The following is a 12,373-nucleotide window of genomic DNA, read 5'->3' as shown; positions in this document are numbered from 1 at the left end:
CAGGGGCAGCCGTACAGGCCCCGTGGCGGCGAGCCGTCCGACGCGGACGCGGTGCGGCTACGTAGGGTGAACCGCTGGCAGGCGCAGGGCGTGAGCGGGGGGCTCGCGGATCTGTACGTGGCCTCCCACGAGACGTCTCCCCGTGAGACCTACCGCGCTGCCGGCCGCCAGGACTTCCTGAACCGTCTCACCGGCGACATCCGCCGGCCGGGGTTCGCCATGGTGATCGCGGAGACGGACCACCTGGTGGGATGCGCCTTCGGATTCCCGGTGCGCGGCGACGGCCTCTGGTGGCTCGGGTTCGACGGAGCACTACCGCACAGCATTGAGCAACTCACCGAGTCGGGCGGAGTCTTCGAGATCACCGACATCCTGGTCCGCCCGCACCCGCAGGACCAGGACGTGGCCCGCCGGTTGCAGAAGCGGTTGCTGACAGATCACCAGGCGTCGCTCGGCGCCACCCTGGTGGACCGGGCTGATCGCCCAACTCTCACCGCGCTCCGTTCCTGGGGATGGCTGGACGTGGGAGAGATCTGGAGGCCGATCAGCGCCACGCCGCTCCGGGCGCTGGTCCTTCCCGTCGGGGAACGTACCGCGGCGAGGCTGGAGGGCCTGGCGCACGATGCCTGGACCCGGTGGCCCGGGTGAGGTCCGACAGCCGCTCGGCCCGTATCCAGGCGCTGGTGGCCGAGCAGGCGGCCCGACGCGGCTCCCGGGTCGGCGTGGTGGACGTGTGCACCGCGGCCGTGGCCGCGCTCCCGGTCGGCGGAGCCGGAGTATCCGCGATGTCCCGGACCACGACAAGCCATCCGCTGTGCAGCACCGACGACATCAGCGAGCAGTTGGAGGAGCTCCAGCTCACCCTGGGCGAGGGACCCTGCGTGGACGCCTTCACACAGGGTTCCGCCATCCTGACACCCGATCTGCTGACCGGCGCAATGCAGAACCGCTGGCCCGTGTTCGCCGATGCGGCGCTGGAGGCCGGGGCACGCGCGGTGTTCGCGCTCCCCCTGCAGATAGGGGCGATCAGCCCGGGAGTCCTGGACCTGTACGCCAACGTGCCGACCGTGCTGGACGCGGAGGAGTTGGCCGACGCGCTGGCCTTCGCCGATCTCGCAACGCTGCTCCTGCTCGATACTCGGATCGAGGAGACGGGCGCGCCGACCGGCGGAGCGTTGCCGGACCGCGGCTTCGAGAACCTGGGCGGATACCGGCCGGAGATCGACCAGGCCACCGGCATCCTCACCGTCCAACTCGGCGTCGGCATCGACGAAGCCTTCGTCAGGCTCCGCGCCTACGCCTATACCCAGGGACGCCGGCTCGCCGAGGTGGCCGCCGACGTGGTGGCCCACCGGCTCCGCTTCTCCCCGGACGCGGAACCGAGACGGACCGACGAGGAAACCTGACGCACCGGTGCCGACCGACGAACGTGCTGCACTTCCCGCCCCCTCCCGGCGGGACCAGTCTCAAGCGAGGGTGTCACGATGAATCAGCAGCTCCTGGCCAAGACCTTCGTCGAGCTGGCGGACAACCTGGTCGCCGACTTCGACCTGATCGACTTCCTGCGCCTGCTCACCGACCGCTGCGTGGGCATGCTCGGCGCCAGTGCGGCCGGGGTGCTGCTCGCGGACCGCGACGGTGAACTCCGCGTCATGGCCGCCTCCGACGAACAGGTACGCCTGCTGGAACTCTTCCAGCTCCAGAACGACCAAGGCCCCTGCCTCGAGTGCTTCCGCACCGGCACACAGGTGATCGTCCCCGACCTGACCCGGGAGGTCGACCGCTGGCCACGCTTCGTCACGGCAGCCCACCGCAGCGGCTTCGGCGCGGTCCAGGCCCTGCCCATGCGTCTGCGCGACGAGGTCGTCGGCGCCCTGAACCTCTTCCGCGCCACCCCCGGCCCCTTCGACCCGGCCGCCACCCTCATCGCCCAGGCCCTCGCCGACGTCGCCACCATCAGCCTGCTGCAACAACGCACCACCCACCGCAGCACCGTCCTCAACGAACAGCTGCAGACCGCACTCAACAGCCGGGTACTGATCGAGCAGGCCAAGGGGAAACTCGCCGAACGCCAGAACATCGACATGGAGCAGGCCTTCACCGCACTGCGCGGCTACGCCCGCGCCCACAACCGACGCCTGTCCGACGTCGCCCGCGCCTTCATCGACGACTCCGAACCCCTCCCCGGCCTGGTGGCCTGACACCGTCGCCGAGGCGGTGACCGCACGCAGCTGCCCAAGCACGGGGAATCACGCTCGGATCACGGGCCGTGCTTCTGGAGGCGCGGTGCTGCTCGTGCGCGGCTACCGACTGGCGCACGCTGTGGTGCGGCGTCGGCTGCTGGGCTGATCCCGGGCTACGGGCTCTCGCCCTCGGCTGTCTCGCCGGACCGCACCGCCGTCCCCGCTGCTGTCGCTGTCCAAGCGGCGCAGTACAGCAGCAGCCTTGCCATGAGGTTGATCCACAGCACGACGGCCACCGGCACGGCGAAGGCGCCGTACATGCTCTTCGCCGCAACGCCCTGCAGGTAGCCGGTCAGCAACCACTTGAGCAGTTCGAAGCCCACCGCACCGATCAGCCCGGCGACCACGACCGCACGTCGGCCGGGATGCACCCGCGGCAGCCGGGTGAGCAGGTAGACCAGCAGGAGGAAGTCGACGACCAGGGCGATGGCCAGGCCGGTGAAGAACAGCAGAGCGCGTCCCGCCCCGCCCTCGATACCGGCCCTGTCGGCGGCCCAGCCGACGGCACTGCTGGCGAACACCGAACTACCGATCGCGACCAGCCCGACCGCGCCGAGGCCGACCAGCACCACGGAGTCCTTGAGCCTGAGCAGGAACGGATTGCCCGGGTCCTGCTCCTTCTCCCACACCGCGCGCAGGCACCCGCGCAGAGCGCCGACCCAGTTGATGCCGATCACGAGCAGCAGCGCGCCCGCGATCAGCCCGACGGATCCGGCATGCTCGACGAGACCGTCCAGGTCCAGGAGGTCGGAGAGGCCTGGCGCCTGGGCGGCGATCTTGTCCTGGAGTTTCCCCAGCTGGTCGTCGCTCAGCAGCTTGGCGCCGATCGCCGCGCCCACGGTGATCAGCGGAAAGAGCGCGACGAAGCTGGTGAAGGTGATGGCCGCGGCGAGCCGGGGCCAGTGGACGGCATCCAGCCGTTCGAACGCCCGCCAAGCGTGCGTACGCATCAGCTTTCCGATCACAGGCAGGCTTCTCAGCCATTCCATGAGGAACACCCACTCCCTGCGTACCCACAGCCGAGAAGAGAGGCATCCAGCGGCGAACCCGCACCGCCTTCCGCCGCATGAGAGCCGCGCAGCCCGATGCTTGCCGAGGGCTGCGACGGAGCAAGCCGATGACGACCGCCGCGGCGCGAGGTCGTCCGGTGCGGCCAGACCGTCTGTCGGGCGCGCGGCAGGTCGCCAGGCGGCCGACCTGGATCGTCAGTGAGCGGCCCGGCGGCGGAACCAGTGGTCCTTGTGACGGGGGCGATCGACCAGTCCGGCAGAGTCTTCCTCACCCCTCTCCGCCTGCGCCGTCTGCGCGCGGGCGGAGTCGCGTTCGTTGATCAGAACGTCCCGTTCCTGTTCGGCTGCGGCTGTCTCGCGCCGAGACTGATTGAGCCCGCGACGTGCGGTGCGGCCGCGACGAGCGGTGCGGCGTGTACCGGTCAGGAGCAGGCTCAGCCCGAGCAGAGCCGCCGCCCCGACGACGATGCCGTAGAGGAAGAGGGTGCCGGTGGAACCGGTGACGTCGACTCCGAAGACGGAGAATTCGCCGGTGAACTCGTGGGCGCTGCCGCTGTTGGAAAGAACGCCGGCGACGCCGATGACTACTGCGGCGACGAGAATGACGAGGCCGAGGATGATCATGACGTGCTCCTGGGATCTGCTTTCTGTCCCCACGGTAGAGCCGTTCTGACCGGCACGCCACCACCATGGGTTGCGTCTACCCAGATGATGAGGTAATGGCGAGACCGGAGGACGCCGACACTCGTCATCGGCGCTGTCGTATACGGCATGCTGTATCTGCTCTCCATCGGCGTGCGGCTGGCGGACGCTCGGTCGGTGGCGGGAGCGGGACCGTTCGCCGCCGTTGTGTTGACCAGTGCGTGGTGACGGCCCGGCCCAAGGGCGAGCCTGCGGGAGAAGCCGGCAGATCCGGCTCGGGGCAAGCGCTCACAGGCGGCGCCAGCGAGCCGAGGCGAAGGAGAAGACGCCGAAGAGAACCAGCCCGATCGCGACGCCAACCAGGAGCCATGGCCCCACCGGTGTCTGCGTGAAGCTACGGAGCGTCGCGTCCACGCCCTTGGCTTCGTCCGGGTCGAAGCGGACGGCTGCCACCAGGATGAAGATGCCAGCCGCGGCGAACACCACACCACGTGCCACGCCTCCGCCCACGCCCAGAGCGGTGACGACCTGCTTCGTACGATGGCTCATGGTGCCGGTGTCCAGCTGCCGCAGGAAGCGCCGCATGGCCGCCCGGACGGCGAGTACCGCGCCGATACCGATCAGGAGGCAGCCCGCGGCACCCACCAGCACCCGGCCGTACGGCAGTTTGAGCGCCGATGCCGTCCAGTCCTGCGACTGCGCGTTGCCACTGGAGCCCTGCCCGCCCCCGGCGGCATACGCCGCCGTGGCCCAGCAGACGGCGGCGTAGAAGACCGCCCGCCCGCCGTCAAGGACTCGCGAGGCGGCCTTGTGCCGGGGCCCCCTGCCAAGCGCGCGGGCGCCCCGCCACAACGCCATGGAGCCGAAGCCGACGACCAGCGCCCACAGCATCGACTTCCCGAAGGGCTGCGCCGCGACCTGGGCCAGCGCACCCTGGCGGTCCGCCGACTCGCCGCCGCTGCCGCGGGCGATCCGCACGGCCAGTACACCGATCAGGACGTACACCACCCCCCGTGCCGCAAAGCCTGCCCGCCCGGCTGCAGTCAGTGTCTGCTTCTCCGCGGAGTTCCTTGTCCGGAGCCCGGCAGTCCGGCGCCGCCCCTGCACCCGGGACGTCGTCACGATGCCCTCCTCAGATCGCGGTCCGCCATCACCTGGTCGCGCAGGCGTGCACAGGTGCGGGTGATCAGACGGGAGACATGCATCTGGGAGATACCGAACCGCTCGCCGATGCGGTTCTGCGGCATCTCGCAGAAGAACCTCATGTAGAGGATCTGCCGCTCTCGTTCGGACAGCGCCCGCAGCAGGGGGCGGAGTGCCTCGCGGTTGATCACCCGGTCGAAGCCGGGCTCCACGTCACCGAGCGTGTCGGTCAGCGGGCGACTGTCCTCGGAGCGGCCGGGCACGGCGTCCACGGACAGGGCGATGAAGCCCTCCAGCGCCCTCCGGCCCAGCCGTACCTCGGCCTCGGTCAGGCCGCTGTGCGCGGCGATCTCGTGGACCGAGGGTTCGCGGCCGTTGAGCGAAGCGCACTCGCTGGCGGCGGAACGGGCCCGGGCGCTCAACTCCTGCACGCGCCGCGGTACATGGACGCCACAGAGCTCGTCACGGAAGTGCCGCTTCACCTCGCCGAGGATCGTCGGTATGGCAAAACTCGGGAAGGCGGTGCCGCGACTCGGGTCGAAGCGCGACACCGCCTTGACCAGGCCCAGTTGGGCGACCTGCTCGAGGTCCTCGAAAGTCTCACCGCGATGGCGGAAGCGCCGGGCGAGCCGTACGGCCATCGGCATCCAGGCGCGCACCACCTCCTGCCGCAGCGCGGACCTCTCCGGGCCGTCCGGCAGGGCGGCGATACGGAGGAACGCGACGGCGGTATCCGGTGCGTCGTGGTGGGGGTGGGCACTTCGCCGGCTCTGCGTGCGTTCGTACGTCACGGACACGTGTCTCCCTGATCGGTGGCGTCACTCACCGTGGGAGCCGGCAGACCGCAGCGCACTGGGGAGCAGCGACAGCTGCTCCCACGGGCGTGCCTCCGGTCCGAAGCACACCAGGCGGGTTCCCGGACAATCCCCTTTCAAACAGGGTCTCCGCAGCCCATCTGCGGCAATCCGTCGGGGACCGCGCGGGAACAGAACGTGGAGGGCGCGGTAGCTGACTCGGCCCAGGGCGGGCAGCGGTCGCTCGTGAGGCCGCGGTCGGAGCGAGGCCGTTGGACCTGGCGTGCCTTCCGGTCAAAGCCCCGCACCATATGTCGTTCCCGCCGAAAGCCCCGGCCGACTCGCCTGACAAGAGGGCCCGGCCGATGTCTGGTCCGGAAATCTGATGGTCAACGAACAACGGAGCACGGGCCGTTGGCCGATTCATGAGTGCGGGTGGCCGCGTGTTCGGCATCGCCGCGGGTACGCAGTCGGCATGAGACACCTCCGCGCGCTCGATGCACGGCTCTTCGCACGCGTCGCCTCTGCCCACCCCATGCTGCCGTGGCTGACCGGCGCGGCCGTCATGGGCCTGTCCGGCAATCGCGGCGCACGCCGTGCCGCACTGCGCGCAACCGGATCCCTGGCCCTGGCCTCCGCCGCCGTCAATATCGCCTCCAGGTCGGCTTCCAGCCACCGCCTTCTGCCTCGGCCCACCACCCGGGCGTTGCCGTCCGGGCACGCGGCCGCCGTCGCCGCCTTCACCACCGCCGCCACGCTGGAGTCGCCCCGGCTGGGCGCCGCTCTCCTACCCCTCGCTACGGCGTTCATCTCCTTCCGCGCCCGCACCGGCGCGCCCTCCACCGGTGATGTCCTCGCGGGCGTCGCACTCGGGACCGGTATCGCGGCGGCGACCTGCCGTTGGTGGCCGCTGCACGTGGACGAACCCGCCGACGCAGCCCGGCCGAACGTCCCGGTCCCCGCGCTTCCCGCAGGCCTGGGACTGATCGCGGTCGTCAACAGCGACGCGGGCGGCGACACGCCGGCCGAAGCCGAACTGCGGATCCTCTTGCCGATGACGGACATTCGGCTCTGCGAGAGCGGCGTCGACCTGCACCTGGTGCTCGACCGAGCGGCCAAGGACGTACTCGCCCACGGGGGCGCGCTCGGGGTCGTGGGCGGTGACGGGACGGTCAACGCGGCAGCGGTCAGGGCAACCGAAAGCGGGCTGCCGCTGGCCGTGTTCCCCGGCGGCACCCTCAACCACTTCGCCGCGGACCTCGGGCTGACGACCCTGAAGGCCACTGCCGACGCCGTGGAGGCGGGCTGCGGTGGAGCCGTCGATCTCGGCCGTGTCACGACCGAGGGCGGTGCCGACGGTGACTCCAGCACGTACTTCCTGAACACCTTCAGCATCGGCGTCTACCCCGAACTCGTCCGGGCCCGGGAGGCCCGCGAGGCACGCCTGGGCAAGTGGCCCGCCCTCGCCGTCGGCCTGCTCCGCGTCCTCGCCGACGGCACGCCCCGCAAGGTCACCATCGACGGGATGCACCGCCGACTGTGGCTGCTCTTCGCCGGCAACAGCCGTTACGACCCACCCGGCTTCGCCCCCTCCTACCGCCGCAGCCTCAATGACGGACTCCTCGACATTCGCGCCGTCGACGGCAGCCATCCCTTCGCCCGCACCCGGCTCATCATGGCCTTCCTCACCGGCACCCTCGCGCGCTCCCGCGTCTACCAGGCCACCACCGTGGCCCGGCTGCGCATCGACGGCGTGGGAGAGGAGGGGGACTACACCCGTGACGGCGAGGTGAGCCCGGCCGCCGACACCCTCCTCCTCGACAAAACGACACGTGCACTCACCGTCTACCTGCCACCGCCGCAGTGACGCCGCCGGCGGGGTGGCGCTCTTCGAGCGTTCTGCCTGCTCAACGGCTTCGCGGTCAGGGAAGGGACAGGCCGGTGTTTCATTTCCACGAGGTGGGCTGCACAACGGAGGCGTCCGACGGCCGTCATGGACGAAGGCACCGGAGAGTTGAACCCACAGCGTCCGGTGCCGTCCGCTGTGCACGCATGCCGTCACCGCCGGTCTGCCAGATGCAGGCGCCGCAGTGCCCGGCGCAGCTCCCGCTGTATCGGTTCCGGGAGCGTCTCGTCCTTCGTCGTGGCGACCAGGGCCGCAGTCACGTCCCGGAGCTTGAGGTTGCGGTGCTGCGACACGTCCACCAGCAGATCCCAGGCCCTCTCGCTGGAACACGGCGCCAGGGCCATCACCATGCCGCGCGCCTGGTCGATCACCGCACGGCTCGCCAGCGCGCGGCCCAACTGCTCGTTTCTGGCGCGTAGTTCGACGACCGGCGTGGTCAGCTGGCGCATGGTGCGTACATCACAGGGCAGACATCCTGTCCGCAGGCGGTCAGCGGCGCGCCAGTTGCCGTTCTCCCGCCGCACCGGGCTTGTAGGCCAGTCCGTAGTGCTTGAAGATTGCTTCCTCCTGCTCGGCGGGCAGGACGTCGTCGGTGCCGATCGAAGGAGCCTGCTTCACCAGCGTTTTGACATAGCCGACCTTGAGATGGTCCGGCCCGGCGATCGCGTCCTCAAGGGGGACGAAGACCAGACGGTGCCGGGTGGGCAGTCCGATCCGTACCGTGGCCATGGCCGGCTCATCGGTGGTGGTGTCCACATACACCGCCTCCAGAACACCGATCTTGTGCGACTCGGCGTCGACGACATCGCGGTTGCGCCATTCCCGGACGTCGGCTGCGTGAATCATGGCCTTCCCCCTCCGGACGGCTCATCCGCCGGTGGGGAGTCGCACCCCAGGTCTTCCGCGTAAAGCTGCCGCAGCGCACGCCGCAGCGCCCGCCGCATCAGCCGCGAGAGCGGCTCACCCTCCCAGGCGGCGACCACGGCTGCAGCCACCTCCGGAAGTCTGGTGTCGCACTGCCGCGAGATATCCACCAGCAGGTTCCTGGCCGGCCCACGGCGGCAGGGGACCAGGACCATCACCATGCCGCAGGCCTGGTCGATGACCATGCGGCCGGCCAGTGCCCGCCGCAGCTGATCATTCTCGGCGCGCAGTGCGACGACATCCTGACCGGCCGCGTTCTCCGCCGAGGCGTCAGCCCCCACATCCCACCAGTTCTCTGAGAGCAAGGTTGTGCGGTACATGGCATCTGCCTTTCCACGATTTCCGTGCGTCCGGTGTGGCTGAGGCCGCCCCGGAATCTCTGGATGCCGGCCAACTTCATCGGTCACCCGCGGCGTTCATGGTCCCGACGGTCCTCGCGCCTCCAGCGCGCCCGGTGCTGACGGCTGTAGCGACGGTTCCAGCGGTCCTCACGATCCCGGCGGTTCTCGTAGTCCCGGTAGTCCCCGAGATCGGAACCGTCGCCACGGATCCAGCCTCCCCCGCGATCGCGGCCGTGCCGGGTGGCGCCGAAGACCAACACGGCCGCGGCCACCCACCAGATGGGGTTGATGAAGCCGAGGCCGAACAAGACCACGATCAGGATGAGAAGCAGAACGAACACGGCGGGCCTCCCCGGAGCGGAACAAAGCATCACTGCCGGGGGCCGGGGCCAGTACGAACAGCGTAGCCCTCCCCAGAGGTCGCGGATAGCGACCCACGTCAGCGTCTTCCGCCGGGACCAGGTGGCCACTTGACATCTGCCCAGGGAGCGCGGCGAGGGCCTGTCCGGCGGATCAGGTCGCAGGAAATCGGCGGCGACGCGATGGGGGTCCCCCCGCGCGAGGTCGTTCGAGCGTGGGGGAGTCGGCAACCGACGGCAACGCCGCAGATGGGCGCCCGCCGCGGAGCGGCTAGTGTCACTGCGACCCCGCGTCTGCGGCATGATCCGCCGGACAGACCCTAGGGTGTGCGGTACGGCCCGAGCCCCCGGCAGCGTCGAACGCCTCTCGCGTCCCTTCGAGGGCGCACCTTGCGCATCAGTGCCGGACCTTGTCCCGCCCCCAGCGGGCCGCTCCCGCACTCGCCGTCGCTGCGCGATCCGGCGCAGCCTCGATGCGCCCCATGCGGGCACCGTCCATCCGCTGCCCGCCATGTCGCACGTATCCACCGACAGGCGATACACATGTACGCGCTGATCGTTCCCGCTTCGGCCCCCTTCGTCCTGCTCGCCACCGTGCTGGGCCTGTCCTGGTGGGAGGACCACGTCCTGCCGGCGCCGCCGGCCGAGCCGCTCGAAGCCCTGCTTGTTTTGACAGAAGGCGTGTCCCGCGCAGGTCGTGTCGGATTGGCGGTGTCGGGTGGGGGTCTTCGTGTCGCGTGAAGTGGCCTGAGTGCCGTGATCAGTTGCCGGAACCGAGGGGGTCCCGTGGCTAGTGGCGGTGAGCCGGCCGGAGTGGAGTGGGGCCGGGCTCGGGTTGGGAGTGGCGAAGGTGAGTGATCTCGGCGTGCTGTGCGGCGAGCCGGGACAGTGCCAGCTTTTTGAACGCGGCCAGTTCGTCAAGGGCCACGTCCCGGAGGGCGATGCGCGTCTTCAATGCCGCGTTCTCGGCCTTGAGACGCTCGATCTGAGCGTCTCTTGGATCCACAACAGTCCTGGCCTCTCGCAGGATTTTGAGACGCCGCTCGAACTCTCGGGCCAGGTGTTGGTAGGGGCCTTCGCGGACAGTGCCGTCGTGGTCTTTCTTAGGGTAGAAGCCGGTGCGGGTCACTCCGGCCCCGGCCGCGAGGGTCTTGAGGTCGCAGTGTCCGCCGGGTGGGAGTTCACCGCGCAGGAGGCGGTCCATGGCGGCTCTGATCGCCTCCTCGTTGCGGGTTCGTCCGGTGTCACTGAGTCTGCCCACGGGCCCTTCCGTGGCTGACGGAGCGAGCGGCGTCGATTGCGGTGACGATGCTCTCGGCGCGTTCTGCTTCGGCTTCAAGTCGCGCTCTCTCGGCCTTCTGGCCACGGCTGATCTTCCCGATGAAGATCCGGTCGTTGGCAGCGGACGAGGCTCAAACGGGGCGGTGACAGGGGTGGTGGGTGGCCTGCGGGCAGCGGGCCGAGTCGCACATCCCGGCCAGCGGTCGGCTGCGGTCGGTGGCGTTGGCGAGCTTGAGGCAGAGGGCCTTGTCCGGGGCGAGGAACCAGCCGTAGTTCGCCAGCCCGAGGTGCAGGACACCGGCTCGCTGTGCAAGCAGGTTGATCACTTCCTGGTCGCCGTGCCTGATGGCTGGCTGCGGGAGCCAGTCCGTCGAGCTGGGTCTCGATGGCCTTGAAGAAGGTGACCAGGTCGCGGGCTCCGGGCCCGGCGGGGCGTTTGCCGTTTTGGTAGTCGCGGAACGCCTGGAGGATCAGCGAGAGATTGTGGGTCTCCTCTTCTTTGCCGACCTCAGCGAGGAACTTCGCTTGGGCGCCAGCGGGTCGGTTTAATGGTGCAGTCGGGTATCGGAACTCTCCGAATAGCTCGGACAGCATGGAGCTCGTCTGGCCCCTCCGAGGTGAGTCGGTTGGCCGATGACTCGGAGGGGTGACGTTCCTCCCTGATGTCGGGCGATGACGAAGGGGATGAGTCGACGACTGGCGGTGTTGGGGTACGCAGAGCAGTGGAAGACCCATGAACGCCGCGCGACCCGTACCTAGGGGCGTGACCGAGATACGCGCCAGAGGGGCAACGGGGTGATCTTGAAGCCCTGAGCCCGGCCCCCGTATTTCAGAGGGACACGCGCGCTGTTCTGCCAGCGGCAGAACACCGGCCGGACCGGGCTCGATGATCACTACAGTCCAGTCTCATGACGACGATTACGACGCGCACGGTCGAGTACCCGGCGGACGGTTTGACGATGATCGGGCACCTCGCGCTCCCGGCCGGTGTCGACCGCCGGCCTGCGGTGCTGCTCGGACCAGAGGGCATGGGGCTCAGCGACGTCGAGCGACGCCGGGCCGATGCTCTCGCCGAGCTGGGATATATAGCGCTGGCCTTCGACCTGCACGGCGGGCGCTATTTGGGCGACCCCGAGGAGATGCTGGCCCGTTGCCTGCCGCTGCTCGCTGATCCCGACCGGATGCGGGGCATCGGCCATGCGGCGCTCGACGTGCTGCGCATCGAACCGCGGACCGACCCCGACCGGATCGCCGCCGTCGGCTACGGCACCGGGGGCGCCGTCGGGCTGGAACTCGGGCGCGGCGGCGTCAACCTGCGCGCGATCGGGACAGTCAACGCACTGACCACGGGCCGGCCGGGCGAGGCGGCGCGCATTCGCTGCCCGGTGTGGGCCGGGGTCGGGTCGGAAGACCCGATCATGCCGCCCGCGCAATGGAACGCGTTCACCGCTGAGATGCAGGCCGCGGACGTCGACTGGCGCCTCACGGTCTACGGCGGCGCCTTGCACGCCTTCCACCACCCGCCGGTCGACCACCCCGCGGTCCCCGGCGTCGGCTACCACCCACAGCACGCACAGCGAGCCTGGCGCGACGTCGTCGACCTGCTCGACGAGTGCCTGCCCGTGACGGAGGCTCTGGGGGCATGACCCAGGCAGACAGCCTGGCGCCAGGCCTGGTCCGCGTCGGGCACTGACAGTCCCCTCCCTTCAAGTCCGCACAGCAGAACCACA

The 12,373-nt window shown here is 69.8% G+C and carries 16 protein-coding genes; 6 read left to right on the top strand and 10 right to left on the bottom strand.

The features are described from left to right. Positions 1-66: 66 nt before the first annotated feature. The 3 genes from ABT063_RS27805 (at position 67) to ABT063_RS27795 (ending at position 2,201) form a co-directional block, all read left to right on the top strand. Positions 67-648 (top strand): hypothetical protein, encoded by a 582-nt coding sequence (locus ABT063_RS27805; protein ID WP_351061832.1) that lies wholly within the window; start codon positions 67-69, stop codon positions 646-648. Next, positions 645-1,406 (top strand): GAF and ANTAR domain-containing protein, encoded by a 762-nt coding sequence (locus tag ABT063_RS27800; RefSeq protein ID WP_351061830.1) that lies wholly within the window; start codon positions 645-647, stop codon positions 1,404-1,406. The genes ABT063_RS27805 and ABT063_RS27800 overlap by 4 nt, the downstream gene beginning before the upstream one ends. Positions 1,407-1,484: 78 nt before the next feature. Next, positions 1,485-2,201, top strand: a complete 717-nt coding sequence (locus tag ABT063_RS27795) for an ANTAR domain-containing protein (RefSeq protein ID WP_351061827.1) — start codon at positions 1,485-1,487, stop codon at positions 2,199-2,201. A 155-nt stretch (positions 2,202-2,356) separates the two neighbouring features. Here ABT063_RS27795 and ABT063_RS27790 read toward each other — a convergent pair whose 3' ends face one another. The 4 genes from ABT063_RS27790 to ABT063_RS27775 form a co-directional block, all read right to left on the bottom strand. Next, the gene (locus ABT063_RS27790; RefSeq protein WP_351061824.1) at positions 2,357-3,232 is read right to left on the bottom strand and encodes a YihY/virulence factor BrkB family protein; all 876 of its coding nucleotides are present in this window, start codon (positions 3,230-3,232) and stop codon (positions 2,357-2,359) included. A gap of 216 nt (positions 3,233-3,448) precedes the next feature. Then, positions 3,449-3,877, bottom strand: coding sequence for a hypothetical protein (locus ABT063_RS27785; RefSeq protein WP_351061821.1), 429 nt, complete (start codon positions 3,875-3,877; stop codon positions 3,449-3,451). 306 nt (positions 3,878-4,183) lie between these two features. Then, on the bottom strand, positions 4,184-5,017 hold the full coding sequence (locus ABT063_RS27780) for a DUF1206 domain-containing protein (RefSeq protein ID WP_351061818.1): 834 nt from the start codon (positions 5,015-5,017) through the stop codon (positions 4,184-4,186). Continuing rightward, on the bottom strand, positions 5,014-5,829 hold the full coding sequence (locus tag ABT063_RS27775) for a SigB/SigF/SigG family RNA polymerase sigma factor (protein WP_351061815.1): 816 nt from the start codon (positions 5,827-5,829) through the stop codon (positions 5,014-5,016). The genes ABT063_RS27780 and ABT063_RS27775 overlap by 4 nt, the downstream gene beginning before the upstream one ends. A 478-nt stretch (positions 5,830-6,307) precedes the next feature. Here ABT063_RS27775 and ABT063_RS27770 point away from each other — a divergent pair, with 478 nt between their 5' ends. Continuing rightward, positions 6,308-7,699: a diacylglycerol/lipid kinase family protein gene (locus ABT063_RS27770; RefSeq protein WP_351061812.1), complete on the top strand. Its 1,392-nt coding sequence runs from the start codon at positions 6,308-6,310 to the stop codon at positions 7,697-7,699. 191 nt (positions 7,700-7,890) lie between these two features. Here the strand turns inward: ABT063_RS27770 and ABT063_RS27765 are convergent, their stop codons facing one another. The 4 genes from ABT063_RS27765 to ABT063_RS27750 form a co-directional block, all read right to left on the bottom strand. Next, the gene (locus ABT063_RS27765; protein ID WP_351061809.1) at positions 7,891-8,187 is read right to left on the bottom strand and encodes an ANTAR domain-containing protein; all 297 of its coding nucleotides are present in this window, start codon (positions 8,185-8,187) and stop codon (positions 7,891-7,893) included. A gap of 40 nt (positions 8,188-8,227) precedes the next feature. After that, positions 8,228-8,584, bottom strand: a complete 357-nt coding sequence (locus ABT063_RS27760) for a PRC-barrel domain-containing protein (RefSeq protein ID WP_351061806.1) — start codon at positions 8,582-8,584, stop codon at positions 8,228-8,230. Further along, entirely contained in the window at positions 8,581-8,982 is a 402-nt protein-coding gene (locus ABT063_RS27755) for an ANTAR domain-containing protein (protein WP_351061803.1), read from the bottom strand. Before ABT063_RS27755 ends, ABT063_RS27760 begins: the two co-directional genes overlap by 4 nt. An 83-nt stretch (positions 8,983-9,065) precedes the next feature. After that, the gene (locus ABT063_RS27750) at positions 9,066-9,344 is read right to left on the bottom strand and encodes a hypothetical protein (RefSeq protein WP_351061800.1); all 279 of its coding nucleotides are present in this window, start codon (positions 9,342-9,344) and stop codon (positions 9,066-9,068) included. A 561-nt stretch (positions 9,345-9,905) separates the two neighbouring features. Here ABT063_RS27750 and ABT063_RS27745 point away from each other — a divergent pair. Next, positions 9,906-10,103, top strand: a complete 198-nt coding sequence (locus ABT063_RS27745; protein ID WP_351061797.1) for a hypothetical protein — start codon at positions 9,906-9,908, stop codon at positions 10,101-10,103. A 49-nt stretch (positions 10,104-10,152) separates the two neighbouring features. Here ABT063_RS27745 and ABT063_RS27740 read toward each other — a convergent pair whose 3' ends face one another. Both ABT063_RS27740 and ABT063_RS27735 read right to left on the bottom strand, forming a co-directional pair. Next, complete coding sequence (locus tag ABT063_RS27740) at positions 10,153-10,623, bottom strand: hypothetical protein (protein ID WP_351061794.1); 471 nt, start codon at positions 10,621-10,623, stop codon at positions 10,153-10,155. Positions 10,624-10,774: 151 nt separating this feature from the next. Continuing rightward, positions 10,775-10,969, bottom strand: a complete 195-nt coding sequence (locus tag ABT063_RS27735; RefSeq protein WP_351061791.1) for a hypothetical protein — start codon at positions 10,967-10,969, stop codon at positions 10,775-10,777. Between the two features lie 582 nt (positions 10,970-11,551). On the opposite strand from ABT063_RS27735, the gene ABT063_RS27730 reads away from it, so the two are divergent. After that, positions 11,552-12,289 (top strand): dienelactone hydrolase family protein, encoded by a 738-nt coding sequence (locus ABT063_RS27730; protein WP_351061789.1) that lies wholly within the window; start codon positions 11,552-11,554, stop codon positions 12,287-12,289. Positions 12,290-12,373 lie beyond the last annotated feature (84 nt).

The organism is Streptomyces sp. NPDC002838, from assembly GCF_040295365.1.
GTDB lineage: Bacteria > Actinomycetota > Actinomycetes > Streptomycetales > Streptomycetaceae > Streptomyces.
Note: the sequence above shows the minus strand (reverse complement) of the source record. Positions and strands in the feature narration are given on the sequence as shown.